The 18421-nt window shown below is 66.7% G+C and carries 12 protein-coding genes; 9 read left to right on the top strand and 3 right to left on the bottom strand.

The genetic code is table 11. From position 1 onward, the window contains the following. Positions 1 to 18: 18 nt before the first annotated feature. The 9 genes from RT697_RS00780 (at position 19) to RT697_RS00740 (ending at position 13632) form a co-directional block, all read left to right on the top strand. On the top strand, positions 19 to 1512 hold the full coding sequence (locus RT697_RS00780; RefSeq protein WP_313696541.1) for a CoA-acylating methylmalonate-semialdehyde dehydrogenase: 1494 nt from the start codon (positions 19 to 21) through the stop codon (positions 1510 to 1512). 210 nt (positions 1513 to 1722) lie between these two features. Continuing rightward, positions 1723 to 3234 (top strand): M81 family metallopeptidase, encoded by a 1512-nt coding sequence (locus RT697_RS00775; protein WP_313696540.1) that lies wholly within the window; start codon positions 1723 to 1725, stop codon positions 3232 to 3234. Positions 3235 to 3313: 79 nt separating this feature from the next. Then, entirely contained in the window at positions 3314 to 4879 is a 1566-nt protein-coding gene (locus RT697_RS00770) for an ABC transporter substrate-binding protein (RefSeq protein WP_313696539.1), read from the top strand. Between the two features lie 66 nt (positions 4880 to 4945). Then, positions 4946 to 5887: an ABC transporter permease gene (locus tag RT697_RS00765; protein ID WP_105240597.1), complete on the top strand. Its 942-nt coding sequence runs from the start codon at positions 4946 to 4948 to the stop codon at positions 5885 to 5887. Positions 5888 to 5897: 10 nt separating this feature from the next. Then, complete coding sequence (locus tag RT697_RS00760) at positions 5898 to 6803, top strand: ABC transporter permease (RefSeq protein WP_313696538.1); 906 nt, start codon at positions 5898 to 5900, stop codon at positions 6801 to 6803. 5 nt (positions 6804 to 6808) lie between these two features. Beyond that, entirely contained in the window at positions 6809 to 8506 is a 1698-nt protein-coding gene (locus RT697_RS00755; RefSeq protein ID WP_313696537.1) for an ABC transporter ATP-binding protein, read from the top strand. A gap of 27 nt (positions 8507 to 8533) precedes the next feature. After that, entirely contained in the window at positions 8534 to 9943 is a 1410-nt protein-coding gene (locus RT697_RS00750; protein ID WP_313696536.1) for an amidase, read from the top strand. A 29-nt stretch (positions 9944 to 9972) separates the two neighbouring features. Continuing rightward, positions 9973 to 11448 carry a M81 family metallopeptidase gene (locus RT697_RS00745; protein ID WP_313696535.1) on the top strand — a complete coding sequence of 492 codons (1476 nt, stop codon included), beginning with the start codon at positions 9973 to 9975 and terminating at the stop codon, positions 11446 to 11448. A 228-nt stretch (positions 11449 to 11676) separates the two neighbouring features. Next, positions 11677 to 13632 (top strand): DUF945 family protein, encoded by a 1956-nt coding sequence (locus tag RT697_RS00740; protein ID WP_313696534.1) that lies wholly within the window; start codon positions 11677 to 11679, stop codon positions 13630 to 13632. Between the two features lie 237 nt (positions 13633 to 13869). On the opposite strand, the gene gcvP is transcribed toward RT697_RS00740, so the two are convergent. From gcvP to gcvT, 3 genes are all read right to left on the bottom strand, one after another. Then, on the bottom strand, positions 13870 to 16743 hold the full coding sequence (gcvP, locus tag RT697_RS00735; RefSeq protein WP_313696533.1) for an aminomethyl-transferring glycine dehydrogenase: 2874 nt from the start codon (positions 16741 to 16743) through the stop codon (positions 13870 to 13872). A 93-nt stretch (positions 16744 to 16836) separates the two neighbouring features. Continuing rightward, complete coding sequence (gene gcvH, locus RT697_RS00730; RefSeq protein WP_056559057.1) at positions 16837 to 17214, bottom strand: glycine cleavage system protein GcvH; 378 nt, start codon at positions 17212 to 17214, stop codon at positions 16837 to 16839. Between the two features lie 56 nt (positions 17215 to 17270). Next, positions 17271 to 18371, bottom strand: a complete 1101-nt coding sequence (gene gcvT, locus RT697_RS00725) for a glycine cleavage system aminomethyltransferase GcvT (RefSeq protein ID WP_313696532.1) — start codon at positions 18369 to 18371, stop codon at positions 17271 to 17273. Positions 18372 to 18421: the final 50 nt, after the last annotated feature.

Here is an 18421-nt window from a genome sequence, read left to right as displayed (position 1 = left end):
TCACCGAGCCTTGCATCCATGAAGAAGATTTCGCATTTCATCAACGGCCAACCCTACGACGGCGGCAGCAGCCGCTACGCCGACGGCTTCAACCCGGCCACCGGCGAGATCTCCTCGTCGATCCCGCTGGCGTCCAACGACGACGTGGCGCTGGCCGTGGCCGCCGCCAAGGCGGCTTTTCCGGCGTGGTCCGAAACGCCGGCGCTCAAGCGTGCCCGCGTCCTTTTCAACTTCAAGGCGTTGCTGGACCAGCACCAGGATGAGCTGGCCGAACTGATCACGCGCGAACACGGCAAGGTGTTCTCGGACGCCAAGGGCGAAGTGATGCGCGGCATCGAGATCGTCGAGTTCGCCTGCGGCATTCCGCAACTGCTCAAGGGCCAGTATTCCGACCAGATCGGCGGCGGCATCGACAACTGGAGCATGCGTCAGGCGCTGGGCGTCGTGGCCGGCATCACGCCGTTCAACTTCCCGATGATGGTGCCGTGCTGGATGTTCCCGGTCGCCATCGCCTGCGGCAACACCTTCGTGCTCAAGCCGTCCGAGCGTGATCCGTCCGCGTCCGTGCGCCTGGCCGAACTGCTCACCGAAGCGGGCCTGCCCCCCGGCGTCTTCAACGTGGTCCACGGCGACAAGCTGGCGGTGGACGCACTGATCTCGCATCCCGACGTCGAGGCGCTGTCCTTCGTCGGCTCGACGCCGATCGCCGAATACATCTACGCCGAAGGCACCAAGCGCGGCAAGCGCGTGCAGGCGCTGGGCGGCGCGAAGAACCACCTGGTGGTCATGCCCGACGCGGACCTGGACCAGGTGACCGACGCGCTGATGGGCGCGGCCTACGGTTCCGCGGGCGAGCGCTGCATGGCGATTTCGGTGGCCGTGGCGGTGGGCGACGTGGCCGACAAGGTCGTCGAACGCCTCACGCCGCGCGTGAAGGCGCTGATCGTTAAGGACGGCATGCAGTCGGACGCCGAAATGGGCCCGCTGGTGACCGCGCAGCACCGCAAGAAGGTGATGGGCTACATCGAGGACGGCATCGCCTGCGGCGCCGACCTGGTGGTGGACGGCCGCGACCTGAAGGTGCCGGGCAACGAGAAGGGTTTCTTCCTGGGCGGCACGCTGTTCGACAACGTGAAGCCCGCCATGAATATCTACCGCGAAGAAATTTTCGGACCGGTGCTGTGCATCGTGCGCGTGCCGGATTTCGCCAGCGCGGTGGAACTGATCAACGCGCATGAGTTCGGCAACGGCGTGGCATGCTTCACGTCGGACGGCGGCGTGGCGCGCGCGTTTGCCCGGCAGATCAAGGTCGGCATGGTGGGCATCAACGTGCCGATCCCGGTGCCCATGGCGTGGCATTCGTTCGGCGGCTGGAAGCGCTCGCTGTTCGGCGACCATCATGCGTACGGCGAGGAAGGCATCCGCTTCTACTCGCGCTACAAGAGCGTGATGCAACGCTGGCCCGACAGCATCGCCAAGGGCGCCGAATTCACCATGCCAGTCGCTAAGTGAGCCCCCCCCCGAGGCGCGCAGCGCCTCCCCCCCAGGGGGGCGTCGCAGCGGACCGGCGGAGCCCGGATCCGCGCGACCCCGCTTGGGGAGGGCGTGCATGAATTGAGGCGCGTCGTTCTTGCCTCGGGATTGAGGGGCGTGGCTTGAAGCATTGACACTGCGCGGCGCTTCGCCGCGCCTTCCGACTATCTGTACGACAAGGGAAACCTGATGCGCATCGGGATCGGCGGCTTTCAGCATGAGACGAATACGTTCGCGCCATCGCGCGCGGCGTGGGAGGATTTTGCGGACAAGGGTGGGGGGTGGCCGAAGCTGGTCAGTGGCCCCGCGATGTTCGAGGCGGTGGCGGGCGCCAACATTCCGGTGGCGGGATTTATCGAGGCCATGGGGCAGCATGCGCTGATTCCCACGACGTGGGCGGCGGCGAGCCCTTCGGGGCATGTGACCCGGGATGCGTTCGAGCGCATCAGCGCGATGATCCTGCAAGGACTGTCGCAGGCCATGCCGCTGGATGGCGTGTATCTGGATCTGCACGGCGCCATGGTCACCGAGCATCTGGACGATGGCGAAGGCGAGCTGCTCAAGCGTGTGCGTGAGCTGGTCGGGCCCAACGTGCCCATCGTCGCCAGCCTGGACCTGCACGCCAACGTGACCCGCGCGATGGTGCGTCATGCCGACGCGCTGGTCTGTTATCGCACCTATCCCCACATCGACATGGCCGAGACGGGCCAACGCGCCGCCGGCCTGCTGGCGCAGCGGCTGGGCGGCATGCCGCGTCATTATGTGGCCCTGCGCAGCCTGCCCTTTTTGATTCCCCTGTGCTGGCAGTCCACCGACATCGAGCCGGCGCGCAGCCTTTATCAGTTGGTGGGCGATCTTGAAGCGCGTGGCGCGGCCAGCGTTTCGTTTGCGACCGGGTTTCCGGCTGCGGACTTTCCCGAATGCGCGCCCACGGTCTGGGCCTACGGCATCACGCAAGCCGAGGCCGATGCCGCCGCCGACGAGATGACGCGTGCGGTGCAGAATGCCGAACAGGACTTCGGCGGCAAGCTATACACGCCGGACGAAGCCGTGCAGGAAGCGTTGCGGCTGGCGCGCGATGCCTCCAAGCCGGTGGTCATCGCCGACGCGCAGGACAACCCCGGCGCGGGCGGCAGTTCCGACACCACCGGCGTGCTGCGCGCGCTGATCCGCCACGATGCGCGCGACACAGCCATTGGTCTGATTGTGGACCCCGCCGCGGCGCTGGCCGCCCACCGCGCCGGTGCAGGCAACACGGTGCGGATTGCACTGGGTGGACACTCGGGTATTCCCCACGACGAACCGCTGGACACCGAGTTCATCGTCGAGAAAACTTCGGAGGGATGCTTCGATACGCATGGTGCGTTCTATCGCGGCTTTCACATGGATCTGGGCCCCAGCGCGTGCCTGCGCATCGGCGGCGTGCGCATCATCCTGGCCTCGAACAAGGTGCAGATGGCCGACCAGGAGATGTTCCGGTTTGCCGGCGTGGAGCCCACGCGCGCCGCGATCCTGGTGGTCAAGAGCTCGGCGCACTTTCGCGCCGATTTCACGCCCATCGCGCACACGATTCTGGTGTGCGCGGCGCCCGGTTCCATGCTGATGGATGCGGCAAAACAACCATGGACACGGTTGCGTCCCGGCATCAGAATGGCGCCTTGCGGACCGGTGTTCGACGGCCGGACCGCAGCGACAGCCTGACCCTCGCGCGCCGCTTGAACGCGGCGCGTCAACGACGTAGCGGCCCACGCGCCGCTCACTACGCTTCAAGGGGAAATACATGCTCAAGTTTGTCCGAGCGGCCGCGCTGGCCGGCGTCACTCTCGCAATGGCTCACGGGGCCTACGCCGAGACCGTCATCAAGACGGTGATGCACTCGCCGCTGCGCCTGACCGATCCGCACGCCACCACCGCCTACATCACGACGTGGCACGGCTACATGATCTACGACACCTTGCTGGCCACCGATGCCGACAACAAGGTCCAGCCGCAGATGCTTGAGAAGTGGGAAGTCTCGCCCGACGGCAAGACGTACACCATGACGCTGCGCCCCGGCCAGAAATGGCATGACGGCCAGCCGGTGACCGCCGAGGATTGCGTCGCGTCGATCAAGCGCTGGGCCGGCGGCGACGGCATGGGCCGCACGCTGCTCAAGTTCACCGACAAGATCGAAGTCATTGACGACAAGAGCTTTCGCATCGTCATGAAGGAACCCACGGACCTGGCGCTGCGCGCCCTGTCCAAGCCCACCGGCACCGCGCCGTTCATGATGCCCAAGCGCATCGCCGAACAGGCCATCGGCAAGCCCATCACCGACATGACCGGCTCGGGTCCGTTCAAGGTCGCCGAGTTCAAGCCGGGCGTGAAGACCGTCTACGTCAAGAACGCCGATTACGTGCCGCGCAAGGAACCCGTCAGCGGTCTGGCCGGCGGCAAGGTCGTGCACGTCGACAAGGTCGAGTGGGACGTCATGCCCGACGCGCTGACCACTGCCAACGCGCTGCTCGGCGGCGAAATCGACTTCGTCGAGCAGTTCCCGTACGACCTGCTGCCGATGATCGAAGGCAACCCGGACCTGAAGGAAGAGTCGCTCAGCCCGGTCGGCTACTTCACGATGTACCGCTTCAACTTCAAGTACCCGCCCTTCAACAACAAGAAAATCCGCCAGGCCGCCATGTACGCGATCGGCCAGGAAGACGTGATGAAGGCGCTGGTCGGCAATCCCAAGTACTGGAAGACCTGCGCCTCGCTGTGGGGCTGCGGCACGCCGCTGGAAAGCGATATCGGCAAGGACATGATCGTGCCGTCGAACATCGACAAGGCCAAGGCGCTGCTCAAGGAAGCGGGTTACGACAATTCGCCCATCCTCGTCATGCACGCGACCGACGTCGGCACGCTGTCCGCCCAACCCGTCGTGATGGCCGCGGCGCTGCGCAAGGCGGGCTTCAACGTCAACCTGGCGGCGATGGACTGGCAAAGCGTGGCCACGCGCCGCGCCTCGAAGGCGGCGCCGGCCGAAGGCGGCTGGAACATCCACAACACCAACTGGTACGCCACCGACGTGATGGACCCCGTGCGTTCGGCTCCCGCGGCCGCCAACGGCGACAACGCGTGGTTCGGCTGGCCCGAGTTCCCGCAGATCGAAGAACTGCGCACCAAGATGGCGCTGACGTCGGATCCGGCCGAGCAGAAGAAGATCTCCGAGGAAGTGCAGCGCATCGGCATCGACGAAGGCCTGTACGTGCCGCTGGGCCAGATGTCCGTGCCCACCGTCTACTCGACCAAGCTGTCGGGCCTGGTGCACGCGCCGGTCTTCGCGTTCTGGAACGTCAAAAAGGCCCCTTGACGGGCTCGGGGCCTGCGCGCCGCAGCATGCAGTCCGCGCAGGCCTAATTGGTACAGGGGGAAATACATGCTGGCATTTGTCTCACGCCGGCTCCTCGCGACCATCCCCGTTCTGGTGATGGTCGCGGTGGTGGTCTTTGCGATATTGCGTTTCAGCCCCGGGGATCCGGCCATCATCATGGCGGGCGACGGCGCCACGCCCGAACGTATCGTCCAGATACGGCAGACGATGGGCCTGGACCAGCCGGTGGTCAAACAGTTCTTCATCTGGGGCGGCAAGCTCCTGCAGGGCGACCTGGGCACCTCGCTCATGTCCGGCGTGCCGGTCACCAAGCTCATCGCACAGCGCCTTGAACCGTCGATGAGCCTTGCCGTGCTCACGCTCGTCTTCACGCTGCTCGTCGCCATTCCGCTTGGGGTGCTGGCCGCGTGGCGGCAAGGCAAGCTGCTGGACCGCGCCGTGATGGGTTTCTCGGTGCTGGGGTTCTCGGTGCCGGTGTTCGTCACCGGCTACCTGCTGATCTGGGCCTTCGCCATCAAGCTGGGCTGGTTCAACGTGCAGGGCTACACGCCGCTTGAGAAGGGATTCTGGCCGTTCCTGCATCGGCTCATCCTGCCCTCGCTCGCGCTGTCCACCGTGTATGTGGCGCTCATTGCGCGCATCACGCGCACCAGCGTCATCGAGGTCATGGGCGAGGACTTCATCCGCACGGCGCGCTCCAAAGGCCTGGGCGAAACCGGCGTGCTGCTCGGCCATGCGCTGCGCAATGCGGCAGTGCCTATTGCCACCGTCGTGGGCGTGGGCATCGCGCTCTTGATCAGCGGCGTCGTCGTCACCGAATCGGTCTTCAACATCCCGGGCCTGGGCCGGCTGGTGGTGGAAGCCGTGCTGGCGCGCGACTACCCGGTCATCCAGGGCCTGACGCTTTTCTTCGCGTTCGTCTACGTGTTCATCAATCTGGTTGTCGATTGCGCCTACACGGTGTTCGACCCGCGTATCCGGTACTGACGCCATGAGCATGCAAACGCCAACCGACGCCGCCGCGCAGGCGGCCGCCGACCTCCCCGGAGGCGGCACGCCCCACATCACCGCCTGGCGGCAGATCCGCCAGGGACTCAAGAGCTGGCCCGTCATGCTCGCGCTGGTGGTGCTGGCGGCGATCGTCTTCATCGCCCTCTTCGCGCCGCTGCTGGCCCCGGTCGATCCCACCCAACTCAACCCGGGCGGGCGCCTGAAACAGCCCTTCACCGACTATTTCCTGGGCACCGACGCGTTCGGGCGCGACGTGTGGTCGCGCGTGGCTTACGGCGCGCGCATCTCGCTGATCGCGGGCCTGGGCGCCGCCGTGGTCAGCGTGGCCCTTGGGCTGGTCATCGGCGTCATCGCCGGCTGGTTCCGGTCGCTGGACGGTTCCATCATGCGCACCATGGATGCCATCATGGCGATCCCCGGCATCCTGCTGGCGATCGCGCTGGTGTCGGTCACCGGCGCCAGCATCACGACCGTGCTCGTGGCCATCACCATTCCGGAAATCCCCCGGGTGGTGCGGCTGGTGCGCGGCCAGATCCTGAGCGTGCGCGGCGAACCCTATGTGGAAGCCGCGCTGGCGCTGGGCACGCCGTTGCCGCTGCTGCTGTGGCGGCACATGGTGCCCAGCACCATCGCGCCGCTGACGGTGCAAGGCACGTACGTCTTCGCGTCCGCCATGCTGACCGAAGCCATCCTGAGCTTCCTGGGCGCGGGCATCCCGCCCGAGATCGCGTCCTGGGGCAACATCATGTCCGAAGGCCGCATGTATTTCCGCATGCTGCCCGGCCTGATCCTGTTCCCCGGACTGTTCCTGTCGCTGACCGTGCTCAGCGTGAACATCCTGGGCGACGCCTTGCGCGACGCGCTGGACCCGAAAATGGTGCGCAGGATCTGATGCCGATGAACTATTCCCCCAATCCCCCCGCAGGCGATACCTCGTCCGCCATCCTGGCCATCCGCAACCTGTCGGTCGAAGTCGGCGGCGCGGGCAACCGCGTCGTGCGCAACCTGAGCCTGGACGTGCACGCCGGCGAAACGGTGTGCGTGGTCGGCGAGTCCGGCTCGGGCAAGTCCGTCACGTCGCTGGCCGTCATGGGCCTGTTGCCGCAAGGCATCCTGAACATCAGCGCGGGCTCCATCCGCGTCGAGGGCGAGGACGTGGCCACGGCCACGCAGCGCCGCCTGCGCGAGCTGCGCGCCACGCGCATGGCCATGGTCTTTCAGGAACCCATGACCGCGCTGAACCCGGTGCACACGGTGGGCAAGCAGGTCGACGAGGTGCTGCGCCTGCACCGCAAGAACATGTCGGCCGCCGAGCGCCGCGCCAAGGTGCTGGACATGTTCCAGTCGGTCCACCTGCCCGACATCGAACGCATCTACGACGCCTATCCGCACCAGCTCTCGGGCGGCCAGCGCCAGCGCATCGTCATCGCGATGGCGCTGATCCTGGAACCCAAACTGCTGATCGCCGACGAGCCCACCACGGCGCTGGACGTCACCACGCAAAAGCAGATCCTGGCGCTCATCAAGGAACTGCAGGTCAAGCACGAGACGGCCGTGCTGTTCATCACGCACGACTTCGGCGTGGTGGCCGAGATCGCGGACCGCATCGTCGTCATGAACCGCGGCGATCTGATCGAAAGCGGCACGCGCCACGAAATCCTTGCCGAGCCCAAGCAGTCCTACACGCGCCGCCTGGTGTCGTCGGTGCCCAGCCTGGTGCCGTCGCGCCGCGAACCGCCCACCGGCACCCCGGTGCTGCACGTCAAGGGGCTGGGCCGCACCTACGGCGGCAAGGGTTCGCTGTTCTCGCGCAAGGCGGCCCAGCACGTCATCGCCGCCACCGACGTCAACCTGACGCTGCGCAAGGGCGAGATCCTGGGCATCGTCGGTGAATCCGGGTCGGGCAAATCGACCGTGGCGCGCTGCATCGTGCGGCTCATCGAGCCCACGGCCGGTCACATGATGATGGGCGGCGAAGACCTGAGCACGCTGTCCGGCTCGGCGCTGCGTCCCGTGCGCCGCCGCATCCAGATCGTGTTCCAGGATCCGTACCGCTCGCTGAACCCGCGCCGCACCGTCGGCGAATCCATCATCGAGGGCCTGCTGAATTTTGGCGTGGCCCGCGAACAGGCGCTCAAACGCGCCAGCGAAACCCTCAGCGTGGTGGGCCTGAGTCCCGATGCCATGCGGCGCTATCCGCATCAGTTCTCGGGCGGCCAGCGCCAACGCATCTGCATCGCGCGCGCGCTGGTCATGGACCCGGAGATCCTGGTGGCCGACGAGGCGGTGTCGGCGCTGGACGTGTCCGTGCAGGCGCAGGTGCTGGAACTGCTGGAACAGGTGCGCGAGCGCACGGGCGTGGGCGTGCTGTTCATCACGCACGACCTGCGCGTGGCGGCGCAGATCTGCGACACCATCATGGTGATGCAGCGCGGCCAGGTGGTGGAAACCGGGTCCGCCGAGACCGTGCTGACCGAACCGCGCCACCAATACACGCGGGCCTTGATCGACGCCGCCCCCGGCCGGGATTGGGACTTCCGCAACTTCCGGCCCATTGCGCCCGGCTTGTTGCCGTCCGCCTCACCGGCCGCCTGACGCCTTTTCCGAACCACTGGAACCGAGATGCCGCAACCGCATGAAATGTCCGCCCAGGAACTCCTGCAGGCGTATCGCAGCAAGACCCTGTCGCCCGTCGAGGCGACGCGGTCGGTGCTGGACCATATCGAGCGCTGGGAACCCCGGCTGAAAGCCACCTACGCGCTGGATCCGGAAGGTGCGCTGGCGATGGCCCGCGCGTCGGAGGCCCGCTGGATGAAGGGCGAACCGCAGGCCTGCGGCGGGTATTCGCTGGATGGCGTGCCCGCCACCATCAAGGAAAACATCGCCACGCGCGGCGTGCCCGTGCCGCTGGGCACCGCGGCCACGGACCTCACCCCGGCGGCCGCCGACGCGCCGCCCGCCGCGCGCATGCGCGAATCGGGCGCGGTGCTGCTGGGCAAGACCACCATGCCGGACTACGGCATGCTGTCGTCCGGACTGTCCAGCTTTCATGATCTGACGCGCAATCCGTGGGACCTGACCAAGAATCCGGGCGGCTCCAGCGCGGGCGCCGGCGCGGCCGCCGCGGCCGGGTACGGTCCGCTGCACATCGGCACCGACATTGGCGGCTCCGTGCGCCTGCCGGCCGCGTGGTGCGGCATCGCCACGCTCAAGCCCAGCCTGGGCCGCATCCCGATCGATCCGCCCTTCATGGGCCGCTGCGCCGGTCCCATGACGCGCACCATCACCGACACGGCGCTGATGATGGGCGTGCTGTCGCAGCCCGACGCGCGCGACCACATGAGCCTGCCGTTTCAGGAGATCGACTGGCTGAACCTGGAACACGACGTGCGCGGCCTGCGCATCGGCCTGTTGCTGGACGCCGGCTGCGGACTGCCGCTGGATCCGGAGACCCGCGATGCGGTTGAAGCCGCCGCGCGCGCCTTCGAGGCGGCGGGCGCCATCGTCACACCCATGCAGCCGTGGATGACGCCCGGCATGCTGGACGGCGTGGACCGCTTCTGGCGCACGCGCTCGGCCATCGACCTGGCCGCGCTGTCCGAGGAACGCCGCGCGAAGATCCTGCCCTTCATCCGCGCCTGGGCCGAAAGCGGCGGCGGGCAAAGCGGCGAAGACGTCTTCCGCAGCTACTACGAAACGCTTAACGTGCGGGCGCGCACCGTCGCGGCCTGCGCGCCGTATGACTACGTGCTGTCGCCGGTGGCGCCGGTCGTGGCCTACAACGCCGAATGGCCCTCGCCCACCAACGAGGTCGCCACGACGATGCACCACATCGGGTTCACGCTGCCCTTCAATATGAGCGAGCAGCCTGCGGCCTCGGTCAATTGCGGCTACACGAAGGCGGGCCTGCCCATCGGCCTGCAGATCGCGGGCGCGCGCTTTGACGATCTGGGCGTGCTGCGCGTGGCCCGCGCATGGGAACGGATGCGCCCCGCGCAGCGCCCCTGGCCCCAGCCGCCCGCGGCACACTGACTTTCCACGGCAACCCACAGGAATTCCCCATGCGTTGGCTTCTGGCAATGATCAAGCACGAGACGAACACGTTTTCGCCCGTGCCCACCCCACTTGAACGCTTCTTTCGCGGCAGCCCCGAGATCCTGGCCGGCGACCGCGCCATCAAGGCCTACGAGAACACCGACAGCGGCCTGGGCGGCTACATCGAGGTCGCCCGGCGCGAGGGTGCGGAAATCGTGCTGCCGGTCGCGGCCGAGTCCTGGCCCAGCGGCCCCACCAGCGCGCAGACGCATGAACGCCTGTGCACGCTGATCCTGGACGAGGTCAAGCGCGGGGGCTTTGACGCCATTCTGCTGGACCTGCACGGCGCGATGGTTGCCGAAGGCGTGGAAGACGCCGAGGGCGACCTGCTGCGCCGCCTGCGCGAGATCGATCCCAAGACGCCCGTTGCCGTGACGCTGGACATGCACGCCAACATCTACGACGACATCGTGCGCAACGCCACCGTCATCAGCGGCTTTCACACCTATCCGCACGTGGATATACGCGATGCGGGCGTGCGCGCCGCGAACGTCATCGTCCGCACGCTCAAGGGCGAGATCAAGCCGGTGATGACCTGGGCCAACAAGCCCATGCTGCCGCACATCATGTGCCAGGGCACGCACGCCGCGCCCAACAAGCCGCTGCAGGAGCGATGCAAGGAACTCGAGGCCGGCGGCGTGCTGGCGGCGTCGGTCTTCGTGGGCTTTCCCCATGCGGACATCCGCGAAGCGGGCCTGAGCGCCGTGGTCTGTACGGACGGCAACCTGGCTGCCGCCGAACAGCATCGCGACGAACTGCTGGACCGCGCGTGGAACGGCCGCGCCGACTGGGTGTTCCATTCGGAACCGCTGGCGCCCACCATCGCGCGCGCCAAGACCATCGAACAAGGCCCGGTGGTGCTGCTGGACCACTACGACAACACCGGCTCGGGCGGCACGATGGACACGACCGCGGTGCTGGCCGAAGTGCTGCGCCAGGAACTGGACAACGTGGTCTTCTACGCGATCTGCGACCCGCAGGCCGCAAAGGAAGCCGCCGCCGCGGGCGTGGGCAACACCATCACGATCAAGCTGGGCGGCAAGCTGCCCATGCCGGCCATCAAGCAGCCCAGCGAACCGCTTGAAGTCACCGGCCGCGTCAAGCTGGTGTTCGACGGCGTCTACCTGAACCGCGGCCCGATGTATCGCGGCGTGCGCAACGACACCGGCCTGACGGTGGTCATCGACACCGGCCGCGTGGAGATCGTGGTCGTCTCGCGCCACCAGGAGCCCTTCGACATCAACTGCCTGCTGTCGGCCGGCATCGATCCGCTGCAAAAGCGGTATGTCGTCCTGAAGAGCCGCATCCACTGGCGCGCGGGCTTCTCGGACATGGCGACCGAGATCATCGAATGCACGGGCGTGGGCGTCACGACGTCCGACTACAGCCAGGTCGAGTTCAATCACGTGCGGCGTCCCATCTATCCGCTCGATCCCCTGTAAATCTGGGTGCTTTGTCGACAAAAAGCCGGCGCGCAGGCGCCGGCTTTCATTTTGAAATCTTCGGTAACTGTGCGCGCGTCCAGCGGGACACGCGTCTCGGTATACTCCGCCGCGGGCCTGACAGGCCGATGAACACGCGTATCCCGGACGGTTCCGCTCGCGCGGACGAGCGTGGCGCCATAAGCCGCTGCCGGATATGACTCGACAATCAACGATATAAGCAGAACGATGAAAAAGAGCGTAGCGATCACCCTGGGCGTGGTCATAGTGGGAGCGGGAAGCTGGGTCGGGGCCACGTGGTACACCGGCAAGCGCATCGAAGAGGACGCGCAGCGCCACCTGGCGCAGGCCAACGAAAAGCTCGCCAAGATCACCCCGCTGTTCGGCCTGCGCATCGATCAGCTCAAGTACGAGCGCGGCCTGTTCTCGACGCAGGCGCGTTATGGCGTGTCGCTCGTCAAGAACGACAAGGGCCTGGACGACCTGCCCGCCGGCATGATCGAGTTCGACGCGAACATCGAGCACGGCCCCTTCCCCAAGAGCGCCCTGTCGCGCGGCGCCATTGCGCCCAAGCTGGCGTTCATCCACACCGAGCTCGCCAAGACGGACAACATCAAGCCCGTCTTTGAACTGACCAAGGACGTCTCCCCGCTGATGGGCGACGCCATCGTCAGCTACAGCGGCAACGCCACGTCCACCGCCGCGATCGCACCGATCGCCGTCACGCATGACGGCAACGCGCTCGACTTCAGCGGCATGCGCATGGAGGGCACGTTCGACCGCGCCACGCAGGCCGTCACCGCGCACGGCGTGATCGACAAGCTGTCGGTGGACGGCTCCAAGAGCCACGACCCCATCAAGATGACCATCGCGGGCCTGACCATGGATGTCGACAGCCGCATGGGCAAGTTCGGCATCTCCATGGGCAATTCGGACCTGAAGATCAAGCGCGTGGACGTGCTGCGTCCCACGGATGACATGAAGGTCGCGCTGGACAACTTCAGCTACGGCGTGAAGCTGTCCGAAGACGACAAGGACATCAACGTGCAGGCCGCCTACCAGACGGGCGACCTGACCGTGAACGACGTGGTGCTGGGCAACGGCCAAGCCGTGATCAAGCTGGCCCGCCTGGACGGCCAGGCCGTCAAGCAGCTCTCGGACACCTACAACCAGCTCATGCGCCAGTACATGCTGGGCGCCAGCGACGAAGGCCTGAAGGACGAGCAGTTCGACGTCCTGCTGGACAACGCCGGCAAGCTGCTGGCGGGCAATCCGTCGTTCAGCATCGATCCGCTGAGCTGGAAGACCGCCAAGGGCGAAAGCAAGCTGACCTTCACGCTTGACCTGGCCAACCCGGCCAACGCCAAGGACCTGACCCCGCAGGAAATTGCGGTGCAGGCAATCAAGAAGATCGATGCCTCGCTGGTGATCTCCAAGCCCATGGTGAAGGACCTGATGGTGCAGTACGCCATCAAGACCGAAGGCGTACCCGCCGAGAAGGCCGCGGCCGACGCCGACGAGAACATTCGCCAGATGGCCGGCATGGCCGAAATGATGAATGTCGGCAAGAACGACGGCGACAACATCGTCGGCAAGTTCACCTTTGCCGACGGCATGGGCGACCTGAACGGCCAGAAGATTCCCGCCGAGGAACTGTTCAGCGGCCTGCTGGGCGCCACCGGCATGAACGACCTGGACGAAGACGACGAGCTGTCCGGCATCGGCATGGATCCGGACGCCGAACCCGCCGCCCCGGCGCCGGTTGCCGGCGTCATGCAGGATTTCAACCTGGACGACGTCGCCAACATGCTGGACGACATGGGCTACACCGTCACCCGCAGCGACGGCACCGACGGCCCCGTGCTGGTCCTGAACCCGGGCACCACCGGCGCCACCGACCTGCGTCTGGAGTTCCTGTGCAACGACTTCACGGAAAAGTGCCTGGACCTGGTCGCGACCGCCACGTACGCCACCAAGAAGCCGATGACGCTCAAGGCCATCAACGCCTGGAACCAGGAATACCGCTGGAGCCGCGCCTACCTGGATGACAAGAACCAGGCCGTGCTGCAGATGGACATGAACGCCGAAGGCGGTCTGGGCAAGGACAACCTGCAGATCCTGCTCAATACGTTCATCAGCATCGCCGAAGACTTCGGCGCCGCCGCGAAGGCGCCCGCCAAATAAGCTGAACGACAGGCCTTGATCCAAGGCCTGATCCCAAGCAAAAGCCCCCGCCTGTGAAGGTCGGGGGCTTTTTTTGCTGCTGCCAAGGTGTCTGACACCCGTTGAGAAGAGGCTGCTGCCAAGGTGTCTGACACCCGTTGAGACACTGCGACAGGCTGAAGCGCATCTCCCTAGGGTGTCAGACACCTTCCATTCAAGAGCGGTCTCTCAAACGGGTGTCTGACATCTTCCAACCGCTTACGCGTACGCTTCGATCGGCAGGCAGGCGCACACCAGATTACGATCGCCATAGGCGTTGTCCACGCGCGCAACCGGCGGCCAGTACTTGGCGTCGCGCAGCGATTCCACCGGGTAGGCGGCCTGCTGGCGCGGGTAGTCGTGCAGCCATTCCTCGGCCAGCAGCATCTGCGCGGTGTGCGGCGCGTTCTTCAGGACGTTGTCGTCACGGTCGCGTTCGCCGCGTTCGACCTGGGCGATTTCTTCGCGGATGGCGATCATCGCGTCGATGAAGCGGTCCAGTTCGGCCACGCCCTCGGATTCCGTCGGCTCGACCATCAGCGTGCCGGCGACCGGGAAGCTCATGGTGGGCGCGTGGAAGCCGTAGTCCATCAGGCGCTTGGCGATATCCTCGGCGCTGATGCCGCTGGTTTCCTTGAGCGGACGCACGTCCAGGATGCACTCGTGCGCCACGCGGCCGTTGCGGCCCGCGTACAGGACCTCGTAGTGGCCGCGCAGGCGGGTCGCGATGTAGTTGGCGTTCAGGATGGCGACTTCGGTGGCGCGGCGCAGGCCGTCGGCGCCCATCAGCGCGATGTACACGAACGGAATCGGCAGGATGCCGGCCGAGCCGAACGGAGCGGCCGAGACCGGGCCGACCTTGGCGTCGCCAGGCAGCTTGCCCTGCTCGTTCACCACGCCCGGCAGGTAAGGCGCCAGGTGCGACCGCACCGCCACGGGACCCACGCCGGGTCCGCCGCCGCCGTGCGGGATGCAGAACGTCTTGTGCAGGTTCAGGTGGGACACGTCCGAGCCGAACTTGCCGGGCCTGGCCACGCCGACCATGGCGTTCATGTTGGCGCCGTCCAGGTAGACCTGACCGCCGGCCTGGTGGACCAGATCGCAGATCTCGGTGACGGCTTCTTCAAACACGCCGTGCGTCGACGGGTACGTGATCATCAGCGCGGCCAGCTTGTCGCCGACCTGTTCGATCTTGGCGCGCAGGTCCGCGAGGTCCACGTTGCCATTGGCGTCGGACGCCACCACCACCACGTCCATGCCGGCGAGCTGCGCCGAGGCGGGGTTGGTGCCGTGGGCCGACGACGGGATCAGGCAGATGTTGCGCTGGTGCTGGCCGTTGGCCTGGTGGTAGCCGCGAATGGCGAGCAGGCCCGCGTATTCGCCCTGCGCGCCCGAGTTGGGCTGCAGGCTGATGTTGTCGTAGCCGGTGATCTCGCACAGGGCGGCCGACAGGCGGTCGATCAGTTCGACGTAGCCCTGGCTTTGCGAGGCCGGCGCGAACGGGTGAATCAGCGCGAATTCGGGCCAGGTGATGGGGATCATCTCGGCCGTGGCGTTGAGCTTCATGGTGCACGAACCCAACGGGATCATCGTGCGGTCCAGGGCCAGGTCCTTGTCGGCCAGCTTGCGCAGGTAGCGCAGCATGTCGGTTTCGGACTGGATGCTGGAGAAGATGGGATGCGTCAGGATGGCGCTTTCGCGGGCGACCGAGGCGGGAATGCCGCCGGCGGCCGCGGCGTCCAGCGCGTCGATGTCCAGTTCGACGTCATCGCGCTCGAGACCGGCGGCGAAGACGTTGACCAGCGCTTCCAGGTCGGCCACGGTGACGGTCTCGTCCAGCGAGATGGCCAGGCGGGCGCCGTCGACGCGGCGCAGGTTGATGTGCGCGCAGTCGGCGGCCGTCAGGATGGCGGGCGTCGCGGCGCCGGTTTCCAGCAGCAGCGTGTCGAAGAACGTGTCGTTGGCGACCTTGACGTCCAGCTTGATGAGCTCGGCGCGCAGGATGGCGGTGGCGCGCTGCACGCGTTCGGCGATGCGGCGGATGCCGGCCGGGCCGTGCCACACCGCGTACATGCCGGCCATCACGGCCAGCAGCACTTGCGCCGTGCAGATGTTGGAAGTGGCCTTTTCGCGGCGGATGTGCTGTTCGCGCGTCTGCAGCGCCAGGCGCAGCGCGGGATTGCCCTGCGCGTCCTTGGACACGCCGACCAGGCGGCCAGCCATGTTGCGCTTGAAGGCGTCCTTGCAGGCCATGAAGCCGGCGTGCGGGCCGCCAAAGCCGAACGGCACGCCAAAGCGCTGGGCCGAACCGACGGCGATGTCGGCGCCCCACTCGCCCGGCGCGGCCAGCACGGCCAGCGCCAGCAGATCGGTCGCGCACGCGACCACGGCGCCTTGCGCGTGGGCCGCTTCGGCCAGCTTGCGGTAGTCGGACACCGACCCCGTGCTGTGCGGGTATTGCAGCAGCACGCCAAAGCACTCGGGCAGGCCTTCGGCTTCGTCGCCGATGCGGATCTCGATGTCCAGGCCCTCGGCGCGCGTGCGCACGACTTCGATGGTCTGCGGATGCACGTGGCGCGAGATGAAGAACACCGGGCTCTTGGACTTGGCGCTGCGGCGCGCGAGCGTCATCGCTTCGGCGGCGGCGGTGCTTTCGTCAAGCAGCGAGGCGTTGGAGATGTCCAGACCCGTCAGGTCCGCGACCATCGTCTGGTAGTTCAGCAGGGCTTCAAGACGGCCCTGCGAGATCTCGGGCTGGTAAGGCGTGTAGGCCGTGTACCAGGCGGGATTCTCAAGAATGTTGCGCAACACCACGTTGGGCGTCTGCGTGCCGTAGTACCCCTGCCCGATATAGCTGCGGTAGACCTTGTTGCGGCCCGCCACCTGCTTCAGTTCGGCCAGCACGTCGGCTTCGCTGCGCGATGCGGGCAGCGCCAGCGGCTCCTTGCTGCGGATCTTGGGGGGCACGACTTCTTCGATCAGGGCGTCCAGGCTGCCGCTGCCGATCACGGCGAGCATGGCGGCCTGGTCGGCGTCGGAGGGGCCGATGTGGCGGGGGATGAAGTCGGTATGGGTGTCTAGGGCGCGCGACATGGGGGGATCTCGGGGGTAGCGGGTGTCGTCCTGCGGAGGGACGGTATTGCGTGTGGCGAGGGAGGCGGCGCCGCCGCTCCCCCGCGTGCGGCATCAGCCGTTGGCGACGGCTTCGTAGCCGGCGGCGTCCAGCAGCTTGTCGGCGTCGGCGGCGTTGTCCGGCTTGATCTTGAAGATCCAGGCGGTGAAGGCCGATTCGTTGATCAGGTTGGGGTTGCTTTCCAGTTCTTCGTTGAAGGCAACGATTTCGCCCGACACGGGCGCGTAGATGTCCGAGGCGGCCTTGACCGACTCGACCACGCCGGCGGTTTCGCCCGCGCTCAGCTTCGCGCCGACGTTCACGTCGCCAACGAAGACCAGATCGCCCAGTTGCTCCTGGGCGGTGTCGGTGATGCCGACGACGAACACGTCGCCCTCGGCTTTGACCCATTCATGGGACTCGGTGTACTTGCGATCGGTGGGCAGACTCATGGGAACTCCTGAGGGAATGCGGGTAGATGAAATGATGTTGCGCGCGAGGCTCGAGTTTACGAGTGTTCGACGGCTTTGCCGTTACGCACGAAAGGCAGCTTGCACGCCACGGCGGGCACCCACTTGCCGCGGATGTCGACCTCGACCGTATCGCCCGGCGCCACGCCTTGCGGCAGGCGGGCGAAGCCGATCGACACGCCCAGCGTGGGCGACATGGTGCCGCTGGTCAGCTCGCCCACGCCCTGCGCGGTGCGCACGGCCATGTGCGCGCGCATGACGCCGCGCTCCTGCAGCTTCAGGCCGATGAAGGTGGCGGGCTTGGCGAATTGTTCGATCGCATCGCGGCCGATGAAGCGGCGCTCGGCGTTCTTGCCGGACACGGTCCAGGTCAGGCCGGCTTCACCCGGGTGGGTCAGTTCGTCCATGTCCTGACCGTAGAGGTTCATGCCGGCTTCCAGGCGCAGCGTGTCGCGCGCGCCCAGGCCTGCCGGACGCACGCCCTGGGCGATCAGGTCGCGCCACAGTTGCACGACTTCCGAGGCGGGCAGGACGATTTCAAAACCGTCTTCGCCGGTGTAGCCCGTGCGGGCGACCAGCGTGTCGTCGCCCACGCGGGCAGCGACGAAGGGGGTCAGCGGTTCGCTGGCGGCTTGCCAGGCCGGGCGGGCGGCCCAGACCTTGGCCCGGGCGTTGGGGCCCTGCACGGCAACCATGGCCAGATCGCGGCGCGGGGCGATGGTCACGTCGAACGCGCCCGCCTGCTTGACGCGCTGCATCCAGGCCACGTCCTTGTCGGCCGTGCCGGCGTTGACCACCACGCGCCATTCGTCGGCAGCGAAGAAATAGATGATGAGGTCGTCGATGACGCCGCCCTGCGGGTTCAGCATGCAGCTGTAGAGCGCTTTGCCCGGCACCGTCAGCTTGGCGACGTCGTTGGCGACCAGGCGCTGCAGGAAGGCGAAGGCATCGGGACCCGTCACATCGACGTTGAGCATGTGCGAGACGTCGAACATGCCGGCGTCCTGGCGCACGGCGTGGTGCTCTTCGAGCTGCGAACCGTAGGCGAGCGGCATGTCCCAGCCGCCGAAATCGACCATGCGGGCGCCGGCGGCGATGTGTTCTTCGGCGAGCGGGGTGCGTTTGAGGGATGCGGACATGCGGGGGAACTCCGGGACGGCAGCGATGCCAGGGTTACGGAATGCCGCTG

The organism is Achromobacter sp. (assembly GCF_032113835.1).
In the GTDB taxonomy this organism is placed as follows: domain Bacteria; phylum Pseudomonadota; class Gammaproteobacteria; order Burkholderiales; family Burkholderiaceae_B; genus Achromobacter.
This window is presented reverse-complemented; position numbering and strand designations above follow the sequence as displayed.